12 protein-coding genes are annotated in these 18,712 nt (G+C 40.2%); 10 read left to right on the top strand and 2 right to left on the bottom strand.

The window, feature by feature from the left end; all coding sequences use genetic code 11:
• The first annotated feature begins 10 nt into the window (after positions 1–10).
• The 10 genes from B4N43_RS21510 to B4N43_RS21465 all read left to right on the top strand — a co-directional run bounded on the left by B4N43_RS21510 (position 11) and on the right by B4N43_RS21465 (position 15,515).
• On the top strand, positions 11–3,199 hold the full coding sequence (locus tag B4N43_RS21510) for an efflux RND transporter permease subunit (protein ID WP_286736147.1): 3,189 nt from the start codon (positions 11–13) through the stop codon (positions 3,197–3,199).
• A gap of 24 nt (positions 3,200–3,223) precedes the next feature.
• Positions 3,224–4,651: an efflux transporter outer membrane subunit gene (locus B4N43_RS21505; protein WP_120332956.1), complete on the top strand. Its 1,428-nt coding sequence runs from the start codon at positions 3,224–3,226 to the stop codon at positions 4,649–4,651.
• Between the two features lie 288 nt (positions 4,652–4,939).
• Positions 4,940–5,422 carry a DUF4822 domain-containing protein gene (locus tag B4N43_RS21500; protein ID WP_075993253.1) on the top strand — a complete coding sequence of 161 codons (483 nt, stop codon included), beginning with the start codon at positions 4,940–4,942 and terminating at the stop codon, positions 5,420–5,422.
• Between the two features lie 384 nt (positions 5,423–5,806).
• On the top strand, positions 5,807–6,910 hold the full coding sequence (locus B4N43_RS21495) for a sensor histidine kinase (RefSeq protein WP_075993254.1): 1,104 nt from the start codon (positions 5,807–5,809) through the stop codon (positions 6,908–6,910).
• Positions 6,910–7,671, top strand: coding sequence for a LytR/AlgR family response regulator transcription factor (locus tag B4N43_RS21490; RefSeq protein ID WP_075993255.1), 762 nt, complete (start codon positions 6,910–6,912; stop codon positions 7,669–7,671). The genes B4N43_RS21495 and B4N43_RS21490 overlap by 1 nt, the downstream gene beginning before the upstream one ends.
• A 242-nt stretch (positions 7,672–7,913) precedes the next feature.
• Entirely contained in the window at positions 7,914–9,032 is a 1,119-nt protein-coding gene (locus B4N43_RS21485; RefSeq protein ID WP_248931936.1) for an efflux RND transporter periplasmic adaptor subunit, read from the top strand.
• A 122-nt stretch (positions 9,033–9,154) separates the two neighbouring features.
• Positions 9,155–12,316: an efflux RND transporter permease subunit gene (locus B4N43_RS21480; protein ID WP_075993256.1), complete on the top strand. Its 3,162-nt coding sequence runs from the start codon at positions 9,155–9,157 to the stop codon at positions 12,314–12,316.
• A 1-nt stretch (position 12,317) separates the two neighbouring features.
• Entirely contained in the window at positions 12,318–13,754 is a 1,437-nt protein-coding gene (locus B4N43_RS21475) for an efflux transporter outer membrane subunit (RefSeq protein WP_075993257.1), read from the top strand.
• A gap of 291 nt (positions 13,755–14,045) precedes the next feature.
• Positions 14,046–14,915, top strand: a complete 870-nt coding sequence (locus tag B4N43_RS21470; protein ID WP_115045744.1) for a DMT family transporter — start codon at positions 14,046–14,048, stop codon at positions 14,913–14,915.
• A gap of 234 nt (positions 14,916–15,149) precedes the next feature.
• On the top strand, positions 15,150–15,515 hold the full coding sequence (locus B4N43_RS21465; RefSeq protein ID WP_075993258.1) for a VOC family protein: 366 nt from the start codon (positions 15,150–15,152) through the stop codon (positions 15,513–15,515).
• Positions 15,516–15,587: 72 nt separating this feature from the next.
• Here the strand turns inward: B4N43_RS21465 and B4N43_RS21460 are convergent, their stop codons facing one another.
• Positions 15,588–16,814, bottom strand: coding sequence for a DEAD/DEAH box helicase (locus tag B4N43_RS21460; protein WP_075993259.1), 1,227 nt, complete (start codon positions 16,812–16,814; stop codon positions 15,588–15,590).
• A gap of 201 nt (positions 16,815–17,015) precedes the next feature.
• Positions 17,016–18,203, bottom strand: a complete 1,188-nt coding sequence (gene nhaA, locus B4N43_RS21455) for a Na+/H+ antiporter NhaA (protein WP_075993260.1) — start codon at positions 18,201–18,203, stop codon at positions 17,016–17,018.
• Positions 18,204–18,712 lie beyond the last annotated feature (509 nt).

The following is an 18,712-nucleotide window of genomic DNA, read 5'->3' as shown; positions in this document are numbered from 1 at the left end:
AGAAAATCACATGCTTAAGAAATTTATAGAAAGACCTGTACTTGCTACCGTTATCTCCATATTACTTGTCATATTGGGGGTGATTGGTATCCTCAAACTGCCATTGCAGCAGTTTCCCGATATTGCACCGCCCGCAGTGCAAGTAACGGCATTATATCCTGGGGCAAATGCCGAAACGGTCCTTCGTGCCGTAGCCCCCTCACTCGAAGAGTCAATCAACGGTGTTGAAAATATGAGCTACATGAGCTCTACCGCCAGCAACGACGGTTCGTTAATGATTACGGTATATTTTAAACTTGGTACAGACCCTGACCAAGCTGCTGTAAACGTCCAAAATCGTGTGGCTCAAGCAACCAGCCAATTGCCGGCTGAGGTTGTACAAGCCGGGATCACCACGGCAAAACAGCAAAACAGCTTGATCATGGTATTGGATCTTTATACGGAAGATCAGAGTAAATACGATCAGACCTTTATTACCAATTACGCCCAGATCAATATTATTCCTGAACTGAAACGGATACCTGGGGTTGGACAAGCATTGCCATTTGGTGGTAGCAAAGACTACTCCATGCGCGTATGGCTCAATCCAAATCAAATGGCGACCTATAAATTAACGCCTGAGGAAGTAATGGCCGCCATCCAAGATAAAAACGTCGAAGCTGCTCCGGGTAAATTCGGAGAGAGCAGCCGTGAAGCTTTTGAATTTGTAATCAAATATAAAGGTAAACTCAACCAGCCAAGTGATTACGAAAATATTATTATCCGCTCCAATACAGACGGTTCTGTACTAAAACTCAAAGACGTCGCTCGTGTCGAACTGGGATCTTATACCTATGCGAGTCATACGCGCATCAACGGTAAAGCAGGATTGAATATTGGGGTAATGCAGCTTGCAGGTTCGAATGCAAATGAAATTCAGATTGCCATTCAAAAATTCATGGAGAAAGCCTCTTTAAGCTTTCCAAAAGGTGTCAAATATCTCGTTTTATACAACACAAAAGATGCACTTGATCAATCTATTGACCAAGTAAAACATACACTAGTTGAAGCATTTATACTGGTATTTTTAGTTGTCTTTCTATTCCTTCAAGATTTTAGATCGACATTGATACCAGCGATTGCGGTACCGGTAGCCATCGTGGGAACATTTTTCTTCATGCAGCTCTTCGGCTTTTCAATCAACCTACTGACTTTGTTTGCTCTGGTGCTAGCCATTGGGATTGTCGTCGATGACGCGATTGTGGTTGTGGAGGCTGTTCATGCCAAGATGGAGCATGAAAATCTCCCGCCTAAGCTTGCTACGACATCTGCCATGAGTGAAATCACAGGCGCCATCATCTCGATTACATTGGTGATGTCTGCCGTATTCCTTCCCATCGGCTTTATGGAAGGCTCTACCGGGGTGTTTTACCGACAATTTGCTTTCACCCTGGCGATTGCAATCGTTATTTCAGCAATCAATGCCTTGACACTAAGTCCTGCGTTATGTGCGCTCTTCTTAAAACCAACGCATCATGGTCATTCTGACGCTAAAAGCCTTAATTTCAAGGAACGTTTCTTTGCTGGATTCAATGTTGGATTTGATCGGTTGACGAAGAATTATTTAGGTAGTTTACGCTTCTTGATCCGTTATAAGTGGGTTGCATTTGCAGGATTGGGAATTACCCTACTTTTGACTGTATTTATGATCCGTAAAACACCTACTGGATTCATCCCATCAGAGGATCAAGGATTCATTGCTGTATCCTTATCTATGCCGGCAGGTGCTTCTTTGGATCGTACCTCTGGTGCATTAGCCGAAGCAGAGAAACAACTTCAACATGCTGATTTTACCAAAACTTTAAATGTACTTGCCGGTTTCAATATTTTGACACAGTCCACAAGTCCATCAGCAGGTGTTGCATTTATCCTCCTCAAACCACATGAAGAACGTGGTAAGATAAAAGACATCAATGCTATTATGGCCGATGTCAATCAGCGATTGGCAAATATCAAAGGCGCAAATTTCTTTGTCTTTACCTTCCCTACTGTCCCAGGATTCAGTAACGTGGATGGTCTGGATATGGTACTGCAGGACCGGACCGGTGGACAACTCGGAAAATTCAGTGGCATAGGCCAAAAGTTTATTGGCGAATTGATGAAACGTCCAGAAATTATGATGGCTTTCACAACCTTTAAAGCGGATTATCCACAATATGAACTCCAGGTAGATGATATCAAAGCAGAACAACTTGGCGTAAGCACAAAAAGCATTTTACAAACTATGCAAGCCTATTTTGGTAGTGCCCAAGCCTCAGATTTTAATCGTTTTGGAAAGTATTATCGTGTGATGGTTCAAGCTGATGCCAAGGATAGAAGTGAACCAACTTCAATGGACGGTATTTTTGTAAAAAACAGATTGGGAGACATGGTTCCAATCAATACATTAGTCAAATTAGAACGTGTATATGGTCCGGAAACAGCATCTCGTTACAACTTATTTAATTCGATTGGAATAAATGCGATACCAAAACCAGGATATAGTTCCGGGGATGCTATCCGTGCAGTTGAAGAAGTTGCAAAACAACAATTGCCGACCGGATTTACTTATGAGTTCTCAGGTATGACTAAAGAAGAAATTGTCTCCGGAGGCCAATCCACATTGATTTTTATTCTCTGTCTGATATTCGTTTATTTTCTGCTTGCGGCACAATATGAAAGCTATATCATTCCATTGGCGGTTATTCTCTCCATTCCTACAGGTATATTTGGGGTCTTCGCAGCAATTAGCTTCACTGATATTGCCAACAACATCTATGTACAAGTCGCACTCGTTATGTTGATTGGATTATTGGCCAAAAATGCCATTCTGATCGTAGAATTTGCCATCCAAGGGCGCAAACAGGGACTATCAATTCCTAGTGCCGCACTTAAAGCAGCGAGATTACGTTTGAGACCTATTATTATGACTTCTTTAGCTTTTATCGTTGGTATGATTCCAATGATGACAGCGGTAGGTCCATCAGCGCAAGGAAATCACTCAATCAGTATTGCCGCTGCGGGCGGGATGTTCACTGGAGTAGTTTTAGGGCTCTTTATTATCCCTATTCTCTTTATTTTCTTCCAATTTATCCAAGAGAAAATAGGAGGCTCTCCAAAGCAAAAACAACATGAAAACAATGCCGTTTCGTTGGAAATACCCGTGCATACAAACAATTAGTATATCATGACAGCATTTAAATATATGAATAGTAAATCAAAATTACTGACGGTTTTCATCTTATCTTTTGTCGCATGGTCTTGCAAAACAGATAAGTTGGTCAGCAATCAACACCTTGCCCCCAACTTACCCGAACAGTACCGTGACCAGGCTAAAGCTCCGCAGGAAACTAGCATAGGTTCTATTCCATGGCGTGATTTTTTTAAGGATCAAGTCTTACAAACCTTGATCGATAGTGCGATACAACATAACTTAGATATGCAACTGGCACTAAAAAATATAGAAGCGTCTCAACTGAGCCTGAAACAAGCAAAAGCTAACTATCTTCCCACGGCCCAACTACAGATCCGCGGAAATAGCACCAACCCATCCAATAATAGTATGAATGGATTGAGCCTGGGGCAGTTTTTAGGCCAACACCATGTGGAAGATTATACGGCATCCTTAGGTTTATCCTGGGAGGCCGACATATGGGGTAAAATCAAAAACCAAAATATCGCTGCTTTAGCTTCCTATCTACAGACAGAAGAAGCGAAAAAAGTAATTCAAACCCAATTAATTGCACAAGTTGCACAAGGTTATTATCAACTACTGATGCTTTATCAATTGCGTGATATCGCCAAACAAAACTTGCAATTGAGCGATACAACTTTACGCATTGTCCAGCAACAATATGAAGTTGGTGACATTACGCTGCTTGCGTTGGAACAGGTCGATGCGCAGCGATTGTCTGCAGCTGCCTTGATCCCAGACTTTGAACAACAGATCCGTATTCAGGAAAATGCCATTCAAATTCTTAGCGGAAAACTCCCGCAGGAAATTAAAATAGCGGAGAAATTGTCGAATATTCAATTCCCCGAAGAATTAGCAACTGGCGTCCCAGCCGATTTGTTAAGTCATCGTCCGGATGTAAAACAAGCTGAACTGGCTATTACAGCTTCACAAGCTTATCAACAATACGCAAAGGCACGGATGTATCCTTCCTTGGTTATTAGCGCCGAAGCAGGAGTAAATGCATTCAAGGCAAGCAATTGGTTCAACTTACCAGCTTCATTATTTGGGGCAATTACAGGAAGTATTACGCAGCCAATTTTACAGCGGAAGGAATTGAAAACTCAATATGAACTGGCACGTGTCGAACAAGAAAAGAACGTATTGATCTTCAAGCAAAAAGTAATCTCAGCAGCTGGAGAAGTTTCCGATGCTTTAATTTCAATTCAAAAATTGAAAGAAAAACAAAAAATTACTTCGGATAGAACGACGCGTCTAAAGGAAGCAACGAAGCACGCCAATCTTTTATTTGAAACAGGAATGGCCACTTACTTGGAAGTAATTACAGCACAAAGCAATATCTTGCAAAGTGAGCTCGAACTTGCTCAGGTAAAAAAAGCGGAGCTTTCTGCAGTTGTTGACCTGTATCGTTCATTAGGTGGTGGATGGAGCAACAACTAATGCTGTAAAAAAAGCAATTTTCTAATTTTATTATACATATCTGGTAGATGGGGGGCTTTAGGGTCCCCTGTTTTATTTTTATCCGAAGCGCATTCTTCCATCACCTTTAATTTGTTTCCATGTGAAGCATACTTCAAAGCAAATTAAAAGCAAGCTTTTTCTTTTGTTTAACCTTCTTCTACAACGCGATCTCATTCAATTTATAAATCCTTCAAACCTTGGAATAAAAGAGACAAATGCAGCTGAAACAATGCGATTACTTTTGTGACATCATATAAATTTTATAAAATGAGAGATTTAAAAAAAATTGCATTAGCGGTATGTATCGCCTTAAGCACGTTAGTAGCGATGAGCTGCAGTAAAGATGACGAAACTGTTGTTGAACCACAGCTTACACCAAGTGAAATATTAGCCAGTACACCCTGGGAAACAACAAACGCAAAGAATAATAAAGGAGAAAGTGTAGTGTTAACAGATGCTAACGTGTCAAATTTTGTAGGATTTGCTTATTTCAAATCTGACGGTACATTTACAATGTTCAATCTTGACAATTCTCCCAAAATGCACGGCGACTGGACCGTATCTGCAGATGGTAAAACGAGAACAATTGTTGCTAAAAATGCTGCTGGTGAAACATTGTTTACTCGTGTGGTTGATATTACCGTATTAACGAAGAAAGAATTCACGTATAGAGTTTATCCAAACGCTAATGACAAAACAATCTATTTCGATATTATCCATACACCAACAACACATCAAGAGCCAAAATAATTTACAGGATAACACATCGAAAAAATAGTTACCTCAATAAAACAGAAAGGCTTGACGAAATGATGTCAAGCCTTTCTGTTTATAGCTAAAAACGAACCCCATCTCCAAAGTCATTCTTTGACACTGTTAGATCAACCGATAACAAAAAACCAATAACAACAAGATTTACAATCCATTAAAAAACAGAACATCCGAATTTCATAAAAAAGTATATTCTGATATGCCAAGGCAAGATAATCTATCGACCTTCGTCAATATACGTCTGAGTACATCAAATTGATATTTCAGTCGGGGCTTTATACGCTTCAGCAGAAATTTGTCGTCCAATACTAAAAGGAATTACGAAATTTGCATAGATTTCACCGATACATATAAGTTAAAAGAATGCAGGATATAGCGATCTATAAAAACGATAAGACTCTAATTAGTACAAATAAAAAAAGGCTGATATTTACCTTTCTGTCCTTTCTGCTTATTTATCTCGTCGCCTATATTATTGATCCTTTCTCGACTTGCTGGGATGGCTATTTTAAACGGAATATGTTCGAAATACTCGGTGAATGGACATTTACGATCATTTACAGCTTTATCATTTCCGAATTTAGTATCATTGTCCATGACAAGCTTAATAAGTTCTTAACCTGGAAAGATAGTCCGACAGAGCGACTTCTACTTGAAACCGTCATCAACCTTTTTGCAGTACTCTTTATCAATTTACTGCTGGAGTACCTGATTTCCAAATATTATTTTGGACCTCAAAATGTTACTATAGCCCCATCTTTGGAGGAAAAAAGGGGGATGATTCAAAACATTACAATCAGTGTATTGATTGCGTTGATGATAATGGGGATCAATATTGGTAGTCATTTGATCACCAACTGGAAGAATGAATCCATGCGCGCAGCAAAGCTCGATCAGGTCATTCTTGAAACAGAACTTCAATCGTTAAAATTACAGATCGACCCCCATTTTGTCTTTAATAACCTGAGCGTGCTCTCAGAAATCATCCTCGAAGACCAACAATTAGGCTATGAATATGCAGAAAACTTCTCCAAAATATATCGCTACCTTCTTGTCAATTCCAAAAAGGACATTATCTCACTCGAAGAAGAACTCAACTTTCTAAATTCATACATATTTCTCATCAAAAACCGATTTGGCGATGGCGTAAACTTCGAAATAAACGTCAATCCCGCCAAACGCAATTGCCAATTACCTCCCCTTACCTTACAATTATTGGTAGAAAATGCATTAAAGCATAATCAGACAAATAAGAAAAAACCGCTGAAAATAAAGGTATACACCAACTCCCAGAATCAACTTGTTGTTGAAAATATATTAATCCCTATTGAGAATGTATCCGAATCATCGGGAATCGGGATTTCAAACATCATTAAGAGATACGATTTGCTATCCAACTTAAAACTGCAAATAAAGAATGATGGCAAAACATTTAACGTTATCCTCCCACTTTTAGCGCAAGCATAATGAATATAACCAAAGTATTAATCATCGAGGACGAAAAACTCAATGCCGATCGTTTAAAACGACTTTTGAAGGAAATAAAGCCATCCATCGTTATTTTAGATGTGCTGGATAATATCGCTGATAGCATCAACTGGTTCAATGGCAATGAACTTCCCGACCTGGTGATGATGGATATTCGTCTATCCGATGGTTTAAGCTTTGAAATATTAGAGACTATAAAAATAGATTGCCCAATCATATTTACAACAGCATTTGACGAATACGCTGTGAGGGCCTTTAAATTCAATAGCATAGATTATTTGCTTAAGCCTGTAGAAAAAACAGAGCTGGAAAACGCCATCCAAAAACTTGACTATCAAAAAGATCTCCAGATCAACCAACAACCGCTTCAAGGTTTATTGGATTTTATCTATCCGAAAGATTTTCGCTCACGCTTTCTAATTCCATTCAAAGACGGCTATAAAACCGTTCTTGTTGAAGAGATATTATACTTCTACTCCGAATTTAAACTTACCCATGCGCAACTCAAATGTGGCACTGTCGAAATTGTCCCTCAAACAATGGAAGAACTCGAACAGCAATTAAATCCAAAAGTATTTTTTCGCGCCAACAGGCAATTCATTGTGCATATAGATGCGATCAAAAGATTACATAACCACTTCAACGGAAAACTAAAAATAGAAATTAAAAATAACGATCAAGTGGAAATCCTTGTGAGCAGAGAAAAGGCTCAACTGCTAAAAAATTGGTTAGACTATTAATATTAAAACTGATCCGCTTACTCCTTTTTTCGTCAGAAAGGTAAAGTAAGTTTTTCGCGATGAAGAAGGGGATGTCAATCGGTAAGACCAATATTTCCAACACAATCGGATCGGACCATTTAATATCGTAAAATTCAGATCATCACTGATACGTTTCAGTAAGCAATTGTAACGTCTCGGTAGATTTCTTTGCCTTACGGCTTAAAAGAATTCTTTTCTTTGTTTCATTATAAAATGATAAAATGGCACAAAGAACGATGACTTTAAAACCTTTCCTTACACTTATTACAGCAGCAGCATTATTATCGTCCTGTGGAGGCAACCAAGAACAACCGCAAGAGCAGGCAGTTACTGTTGACTTTATCGAATTATCTCCTACCCACGCGGAGACCGAAAAAAAATATCCTGGTACATTAGAGGGGACCGTCAACGTCGATGTCAAAGCGCAGGTAACGGGGTATCTCGAGCAGATTTATGTCAAAGAAGGAGACTATGTATCCCAGGGTCAACCCCTTTTCAAAATAAAAGCTGATGTCTACAACGAACAAGTAAACAACAGCAAGGCAGCTTACCAAGCTGCTTTATCGGCAGAACAAAACGCTAAATTGGAGATTGAAAAAATCAAACCACTTGTTGAAGGTAAAGTGTATACCGAATTACAGTTAAAAACTGCAGAGGCCAATTATGCTGCAGCTAAAGCACAGGTAGCACAAGCACAAGCTGCACTCGGTTCATCTCAAATAAATGCCAAATTTACGTTGATCAATGCGCCAGTGAGTGGTTATATCGGCCGTATTCCTAATCGGATCGGAAATTTAATTACCGCAGCAGATGCGACACCTTTAACAACGCTATCTGAAATCAATACCGTAAATGTGTATTTTTCATTGAGTGAGGCCGACTTTATAGCCTTTATCAAAGATCAGAATAACAAATCATCCAATCAACAAGCAACGCTCTTACTGGCTGATGGAACAGCATACAACCATTCGGGGAAAGTAGAGTTAGCCAGTGGTAACATCGACAGAACAACAGGAAGCATGGCACTTAAAGCAAGTTTCATCAATCCCGAAAAAATTCTCCGTTCGGGTGGCTCAGCAAAAGTAATCTTGAAAAAAGCGCATGAAAACGTATTGTTGGTACCTATGGCCGCTGTCAAGGATATTCAAGACCGCTATTTCGTTTATGTTATTGGTGAGAAAAATAAAATTTCCATGAAACAGATTGAAATTGCAGGAAATACCGCTAACGCCTATTTACTAAAATCGGGACTCACAGCTGGTGAAAAAATCGTTATGAATAGAATTGATATGCTTAATGATGGAATGCAAGTTCAACCGACTAAAAAATCCACCATGTAACAAGGATAGCAGGTATAGCAAAAGCTGAACTGCTCAAAGAAAGGCAAGGCAACAAGCCTATACATTCAGTATTCACTTTTGGAAAAAAACGGTACTAAAAGCTTTATAAAATTTAAACTAAAATGTTAAAGAAATTTATTGACAGGCCAGTTTTGGCAACTGTTATATCTATCATATTTGTCATACTGGGGGTCATCGGTCTTTTTAGGCTGCCTCAAACGCGATTCCCGGATATCGCCCCGCCCACGGTTCAAGTTACCGGAAGCTATCCCGGAGGAAATAGCGAAACAGTATTGAGATCAGTTGTTACACCCCTTGAAGAGCAAATCAATGGTGTGGAGGACATGGAATACATTACATCTACTGCAAGTAATGACGGTACATTCTCTGTACGCATTGTCTTTAAAGCAGGTGTAAATCCAGATCAGGCAGCCGTTAATGTGCAAAACAGAGTACAACAGGCTACTCCTATCCTGCCACAGGAAGTTGTCCGAATGGGATTAACGACCTCCAAGCAACAAAATAGTATGATCATGATATTTAATATCTATACAGAAGATAATAAAAAATATGATGAACTATTTTTACAGAATTATGTGAACATCAACTTGATCCCACAGATCAAGCGTGTACCTGGCGTTGGTCAGGCTATGGTATTCGGTTCCAAAGACTATTCGATGCGTGTATGGTTGAATCCGCAAAAAATGGCGAGTTATGGACTTGTGCCACAAGAAGTCATTGCTGCAATTTCCAAACAAAGTTTGGAATCTGCACCTGGAAAATTAGGGGAAGAATCAAAAGCACCACTGGAATATGTCATACGCTATAAAGGGAAAAAGAACCTTCCTGAACAGTATGAAAACATTATCGTCAAAAACAATGACGTTCAGATCGTACGCTTAAAGGATGTGGCACGTATCGAGTTTGGCTCGATCAGTTATAGTGGTAATTCGCAAAATAACGGCCTCAATACAGTTACCATTGGTATATTCCAGACATCAGGCTCCAACGCCAATGAAATTGAAATCGGAATCGATAAACAGATTGAAATAGCACAACGCTCTTTCCCTCCTGGGATCAAGATTTTTAAATTGATCAGTACCAAAGAACGCTTGGATGAAAGTACGGCACAAGTACGTTCGACATTGATTGAAGCCTTCATTTTGGTTTTCCTCGTTGTATTTTTGTTCCTGCAGGATATACGGTCGACTATTATTCCAGCAATCGCAGTTCCGGTAGCCATCGTAGGTACTTTTTTCTTCCTGCTGGTGTTTGGCTTTACCATCAATATATTGACGTTATTTGCCTTAGTACTCGCCATTGGTATCGTTGTCGATGATGCAATTGTCGTTGTCGAAGCAGTACATGGAAAGATGGAGACTTCCAACTTAACCGGTAAGCAGGCTACCCATAGTGCCATGAGTGAAATCACAGGGGCTGTAATCTCCATTACCTTGGTCATGTGTGCAGTTTTTATTCCCATTGGATTTATGACAGGTTCATCGGGCATGTTTTATAAACAGTTTGCCTATACCCTTGTTATCGCCATTGTGATCTCTGCGATCAATGCATTGACACTGACACCGGCACTCTGCGCATTATTGCTTAAAAATACGCACGCCGAAAATCACGATGGGCAGACCCCAAAAACAGGATTTTCTCAACGTTTTTTCAAAGCGTTTAATGCTGGCTTCGAAAACATGACCAACCGATACGTTGGTTCATTAAAATTCCTGGCAAAGAAAAAATGGATTTCGGCACTTTTGATCCTGGCTACAATTGGCATTGCCGGATACCTCATGACAAGCACTTCCAAAAGTTTTGTACCAATGGAAGATGATAACTTTGTTGTATACAGTTTGGAAATGCCCCCAGGAACGGGACTTGATCGAACCACAAAAGCAGTAGAAAAAATCGAAAAACTACTTGCCGATATCCCTTCTATTGAAAGCCATACAAGTATTACTGGATTCAATATGATCGGTAACAACTCCAGCGCAGCCTATGCAACAGGATTCATACGTCTGAAAGATAAAAAGAAACGTGGTGAGATGAACGATATCGATCAGATTCACCAAGTGATCTCACAAAAATTATCCAGTGTCAAAGAAGGTAACGCAATGGCCTTTCGCTCCCCTCCTGTTGATGGTTATGGTATGATGAATGGCGCGGAACTCGTTTTGCAGGACAGAGCTGGTAAATCACCGGTAGAGCTCAAAGCAATGTCTGACTCCGTTATTGCGCAGATTATGAAACAACCAGGGGTACAGTTTGCCTATACCATGTTCAGAGCAGATTATCCACAGATGGAGTTAGAAGTAGATGAAGACAAAGCTGCCCAACTTGGCGTAGATGTCAGTGAAATGCTTTCGTCCGTTCAAACTTACTTTGCGGGTGACCAATCATTGAATTTCAATCGTTTCGGTAAATTCTATCGGATAGCAGTTAAAGCAGATGGCATCTATAGAACCGATAAAGAAGCCTTCAACGAAATATTTGTCAAGAATAATCTTGGCCAAATGGTTCCGGTGAACACTTTGGTTACACTTCGTAAAGTTTATGGTCCTGAGTCGGTAACCCGTTATAATTTATACAATTCACTCACGATAAACGTGGTTAGTACGCCTGGTATCAGTAATGGTGCGATCATGGAAACATTGGAGAAAAATGTATTGACTAAGTTACCGGGAGACTATAGCTACGAATGGACGGGACTTAGCTTGGAAGAGAAGTCTTCGGGCAATCAGACTGTGCTTATCCTAGCATTAAGCTTACTATTTGTATATTTCTTACTATCAGCACAGTATGAAAGTTATTTATTGCCCCTTGCCGTCCTGTTATCAATCCCAACAGGTATGATCGGTTCTTTCCTAGGAACACGTGCCATTGGATTGGACAACAATATCTACGTCCAGGTCGGCTTGATCATGCTCATCGGTCTTTTGGCAAAAAATGCCATTTTGATTGTTGAATTTGCTTTACAGCGGAGAAGAGCAGGCTCCTCACTCATTGATTCGGCTTTAGAAGGCGCAAGAGCTCGTCTACGCCCAATCTTGATGACTTCATTGGCTTTCATTGCGGGTATGGTCCCCTTGATGTTTGCGACCGGCGGAACGGCTACAGGTAACCATTCCATCAGTACCGGAGCAGCAATGGGTATGTTAAGCGGTGTTATCCTTGGGGTAATCATCATACCGTTGCTATACCTGGTGTTCCAATATTTGCAAGAAAAAGTTTCGGGTAAAAAGCTTACGGACAATACAGTACACAATACAAACGATTAAAATGAAAAAATTTCATCACTATATAACAATTTTCGCAAGCAGTTCCCTGTTATTGTCCGCATGCAGTGTGGGCAAAAAATACACAGGTCAGGAGATAGCCATGCCCGAAAATTTCAAAAACAGCGAGGTTGTCCTGACGTCTGATACGCTACAGCTATCCTGGCGTAACTTTGTACAGGATCCCTTGTTGACCTCACTCATTGAGAAGGCATTATCCAACAATACAGACGTCAATGTTGCACTCCTCAACATGCAACAATTGGAACTCGCGTACAAGCAGTCTAAGAAAGGGTTACTGCCAACAGCTGATTTAAGCGTTGGAGCGAATAGAACCTGGTTATCGAGCAACTCCTTGAATGGCTCGCTGAGTGACCAATTTATCGGGACACCTTATATGGACGATTATAGTGCCACGCTCAGATTGTCTTGGGAAGCCGATATCTGGGGAAAGGTAAAAATGCAAAAAGAGGAATCTATGGCCAATTTTTTTGGCCAAAAGGAAAATTTATCGGCTCTGAAAACCCGGGTGATTGTACAGGTCATCCAGTCCTATTATAATCTGATTGCTTTGGATGAGCAGCTTAAGATTGCGCAAAGAAATGTTCAATTGAGCGACAGCACACTGAATATGATACGTTTGCAATACAACTCATCACTGGTCAGTTCGCTTGCCGTGGAGCAAGCCGAAGCTCAGAAGAAAACTGCTGAATTGTTGATTCCCCTAGCCCATCAAAACATGGCTGTAGAAGAAAATGCACTGAGCATTCTTTGCGGAGGTTTCCCCCAGGGCATTCAACGTACAGCAAGTTTAGATGATACGATTGTTGGAGACGGACTTGCTACAGGGGTGCCGGCCGAACTCTTGAGCCGCAGACCAGATGTCAGAGCAGCTGAATACGCGGTTGTGGCTGCCACAAGCAGAATGGGACTCGCCAAAGCAGCGATGTACCCTTCCCTAAGCTTGACACCATCCATTGGTACAAACTCCATTCAATTTAACAAATGGTTTGATCTACCAGGTTCGATTGTGAAAACAATAGCGGGGAATATTGCACAGCCAATTTTTCAGAAAGGTGCTCTAAAAACAAACTATGAGATATCGGTCATCGAACGCGAAAAGATAGCATTGCAGTTTAAACAGTCGGTTATGGTTGCAGTTTCAGAAGTTTCGGATGCCTTGGCAAAAATCAAACATACGGAACAGCGCCTGCAACTTATCCATGCCAAATCAAATGCCCTCGCCAAAGCCACCGCTGATGCAGCCTTACTTTATAAAAGTGGGATGGCAAACTATTTGGAAGTGATAACTGCCCAAAACAATGCGCTACAAAATGATTTGGAACGTATTACAGTAAAACGGGAAAAGCTCAACGCAGCCATAGATCTTTACCGTGCACTGGGTGGCGGAACAGATACTTTACCGCCAAATACGCCATAGAATCACAAAATAAAGGCAACTGACTAAATATATGCCCCTAGAACCAAAGACTTTCTAGGGGCTTTTTCATTCCTTTTTTGCAGCTGCGCCCAAAATTTCCTATCTTCGGGTAAATACAAATATGATGAATAGAACGAGTTGTCTTCCCCCTCCAATAGCGTAATATTTTTTCTCTATATTACTGAAGCCCAATACCAGAAATGGACCAATTTGCTGTGCTTCTTATTTACGATCAATTTTATGATTTAACACCTTTCGTCCTTAATGGACGGAACTGGAAGACAATTTCTTATGAAACATTCATATTTCATGCTGCACCTCGCTGTGCTGTGCCTGGGACTATCTGGCGTATTTGGAAAAGTGATTTCACTCAACGAGGGGATACTCACATGGTACCGTGTATTTTTAGCTGCCGTTATCCTATTTTTTATTCTAAAATGGTATAAAATACCTACAGATTTTACGTTCAAAGAGAAACTGCATATTGCAAAAAATGGGCTACTATTGACAGCATCCTGGCTATTATTCTATGCTAGCATCAAATATTCAAACATTTCCATCGGCGTGATCTGCTACTGTATGGCAAGTTTTTTCACCGCTATTTTTGCACCGATGATCAATAAAACGAAATTCAGATTGTCTGAACTTCTGTTGAGTGGACTTACGTTGTGTGGGATAGCACTGATATTTCACTTCGATACCTCACACCAGCTTGGCATAGTCTTAGGGATAATTTCTCCGGCTTTTGCCTCACTCTATGCGGTTCACAATGAAAAATTGACCAAAAAGTACAATGCAATATGCATTAACTATTATCAAATGATCGGTGGAACAATAGGGCTGGCATGTCTACTTCCTTTTTACATTCAGCACTATCCAATCAGCACTTTTATTCCCAATGCCCTGGATATTTTCTATCTGATCATCCTATCTTTATGTTGCACTGTGGGAGTCTATCTCGCATTTACAGAAATCTTAAAGAAGATATCAGCATTTACATTGAACTTAAGCTTAAATCTTGAGCCAGTATATGCTATTTTGATTGCTTTTTTACTTCTTAATGAAGCAAGAGAATTAAACCTATCCTTCTATGTTGGACTGTTTTTGGTTGTTTCATCTGTGTTATTGCAGTATTGGATCAGCAGTAAAAAGAGCGCTTAACAACCTCCATTCATTTCCCAGTCCAACGAAGATTGGGAAATGAATATTGTTTCCTCCTTTTGCCAAGCAGGTAGCCCCGATAAACAGGTAGCCCCGAAAAAACATGTTGAAAAGAAAAATGTGTGTCATTTTCAACAAAGCCTTATATTTATGAGACGGTTCGGGTTTTAATTCCAAAACCGGCACAACCGGTCAAGCAATTTATTATATATACATTAAATAGATAGTTCCGTTATGAGCAATAGCAGTACAGAAAACAAATTTGTCAACCAGCAGATCCAATACCTTGAGTTTGTATCAAGCGACCTTGAACGTGCCAAAGCATTCTACTCAACGAGTTTCGGTTGGGAGTTTACGGATTATGGGCCAGCATATACGGCTTTTGGCGGAAAATATGTTGATGGTGGTTTTACACTTGGTGACCCCATAAATGGCAGTATTCTCGTCGTTATCTATGCCGACGATCTGCAGGCTACGCGTGATCAGATTATCCGTGCTGGCGGGACTATATTAAAAGATATTTTTAGCTTTCCCGGAGGAAAAAGATTTCAGTTCCAGGATCCTGACGGATATGAATTGGCCGTATGGACTGTTGAATAATAGTTGAATACAGTATATACTCAAATACAAAGCCCCCATATTTTTCTCATATGGGGGCTTTGTATTTTAAGATCAGGCTCTTTTAGCTTTCTGATAGTTTTTATTTTTATTCCTATTGAAACGCTTCTTCTTATGCTGTGGATTCTTTTTGGCAGGATTGTAAGTAGGTCCCGCTTCAAACCCCTCTGGCAATGGAAGTTGTTCAATCGGATAACCTATTAAATTCTCAATCTGAGCGAAACGGTTTTGGTCTTTCTCATTGACAAAGGTAATGGCTGTTCCTGTAGTTGCTGCCCGCGCAGTACGTCCAATACGGTGTACGTAATCTTCCGGATCCGGTGGAACATCGTAATTAACGACCAAACTGATCCCCACCACATCGATACCGCGAGATATCACATCTGTCCCTACCAGTACCCGTACCTGACGAGACCGAAATCTGGCCATGATATCTTCCCGTTTCGACTGCTCGAGATCCGAATGGAAACCCTCCGCATCAATCCCCTGCTTCTGTAATTCCTGAGCGAGAAGTTTGACTGTAGTTTTTTGGGATGCAAAAATAATAACAGATACATAGTTGGGATCCTTCAGTATATTCTTTAGAAGCTCCATTTTCTGTTGATCATAGGCAAGATATACACGTTGATCTATCCCTTCCGAAGGTTTAGAAATGGCAATATTGACTTCCACAGGCTCTTGCAGAATTTTTCGGGCAAAAGACCTGATCTTCATCGGCATCGTCGCCGAAAACAAAAGCATCTGCTTTTTCTTCGGTAGATAACTTACAATACGTAAGATATCGTCTTGAAATCCCATATCCAGCATACTATCGGCTTCATCCAAAACAAAGTGCCTTAAATGAGAGAGATCAATCTTCATGGAGGTAAGATGGCTTATCAACCTTCCCGGCGTAGCAACAATAATATTTACCCCCTCTCGTATGGCCCGTTTTTGCTGTTCATACCCCATACCATCACCACCACCATAAATGGCTATGGATGTTGCACCCGTATAATAAGACATGCCCATAATCTGCTGGTCAATTTGCATAGCAAGTTCCCGGGTCGGAACAAGGATAATAGCGAGGATAGATTCCCTTGAATTCCGTGCTATTGCATCGAGGATCGGCAACATATAAGCTGCTGTTTTACCTGTACCTGTCTGTGCACAGGCAATCATATCTTTTCCCTCTTTAATAATCGGGATGGTCTGTTCTTGGATCGGCGTAGCCTCCTCAAACATCATACTTTCTAAACCTTCTTCCAAAGCTGGAACAAAGCCAAATTCATCAAATCTCAACGTATTGTTTTTATTGTTGTGCCCTAAATTACTAAATCTAATTCATAAAAGTCTAAAATTAATACCTATAGCTCGTTATCCGCTTTCAAATAGATGTCCAGATAGGAATAATCCATGAGAGAATCAGTAATTAATTTGACCAAAAACAACTGTCCTACACATTCCCGTAAGCCAAGCATACGACTGCTATCTATTCAAAATCTAATCAATAACCGCTGTTTTCTTTGCGGCTGACACTGCGCTCAAAACAACATAGCCTAGCAAGCCAGCGCATAAAGAAGCGATCAGAACCGCGAACTTTGCTTCTTCAATCAGCATGCTATCATCAAAAGATAGTATCGAGATGAAGATCGACATCGTGAAACCGATTCCCCCCAACAAACCTACACCAAAAATCTGTTTCCAGCCAGCCCCTTCCGGTAATTGCGCAATCTTCAATTTTTTAGCAATAAAACAGATCAAAAATATCCCAATTGATTTACCAGCGATTAGGCCAAGGATAATACCGATCCCCAATTTTGAAGTCAAACCACCAATCATTTCCCCATGGATTGGAATAAGCGTATTCGCAAATGCAAACAAAGGAATGATAATGAAATTGACAGGTTTGGTCAATAGATGCTCAAGTTTTTCCAAGGGAGATTCTTCCGCATCCGGTGTTGTCGGCAGCGTCATGGCCACCAGCACGCCAGCTATTGTTGCATGAATACCCGAGTGGTGAACAAAGTACCAAATAAATAGTCCCGGAATCAGGTAAGCCCATATCGCTTTAACGCCCAATTTATTTAACACGATCAAAAACAGAAATATACCTAAAGCAATAAATAAATAGGTCGCATGAATACCATTGCTATAAAAGATCGCAATAACCAATATGGCAAGTAGGTCGTCAACAATCGCTAGCGCAGCCAAAAAGATCTTAAGACTGGCAGGTACCTTATTTCCCAGAAGCGTGATAACCGCTAAAGCAAATGCAATATCCGTTGCCATAGGGATTCCCCAGCCGTTTGCAGTATCGGTTCCCTGATTTAATGCAAAATAAATGATGGCAGGCAAAAGCGCCCCACCAACCGCAGCCAAAATGGGCAGAATTGCTTTACTTGGCGATGAGAGTTCACCCTCTACAATTTCACGTTTTATCTCGAGGCCCACCAGTAAAAAGAAAATCGCCATCAAACCATCGTTGAGCCACAACAACCAGGAATATTTTAAATGAATATGACCGCTCTCAAAACCTACTTCCCGGTTCAGAAATTCCATTACACTGGCATACAATGATGTATTTGCTACGATCAATGCCAGAATAACACAGGAAAAAAGTATAATTCCGCCAGCAAAGCTGGATTTTAAGAACTCTCTAAAGACAGTTAAATTGATAAGTTTTGACATGATTTGAATATCTAAAAACGCTTACAAAGGTTCACAAGATACGATTTTTAGGACCATTTACCGAATTCCCTAAACAATATCCGGAGCTATATCCAATGTAAAAAAGCTGAATTAGCTGTGTTTTATTAGTGGTAAAAGAACCAAAAAGCGAATAAAAAGACAAAAGCTCTTCTGCTATCCTTTTATTTTTCGAACCTAACGAATCAAATGTGAGAAACAGAGGTTATACCTTAAAATTTCATAAAAATCTAACTTATTTTTTACCGAATTAATTTGACTTTGTTGCAAAAAATACTTAGCTTGCTACTATAGTTAATAAACCGTTTATTATGTGCAAGAAGTGGATTTTCATGGTGCTTCTTTTCGTAGCAAATTTTACATATGCGCAGACGACAGAGGATAAAACCCAACATTCAGGTTCCCATTACATTATTTTAGCAATCATCGCTATCATTGTCATTGTTTATATATTATACAGGAGGCAAAAGAGGAAATTTAATGAATAAGGG

The sequence above is a fragment of the Sphingobacterium sp. UBA1897 genome (assembly GCF_002337775.1).
GTDB classification, from domain to species: domain Bacteria; phylum Bacteroidota; class Bacteroidia; order Sphingobacteriales; family Sphingobacteriaceae; genus Sphingobacterium; species Sphingobacterium siyangense.
This window is presented reverse-complemented; position numbering and strand designations above follow the sequence as displayed.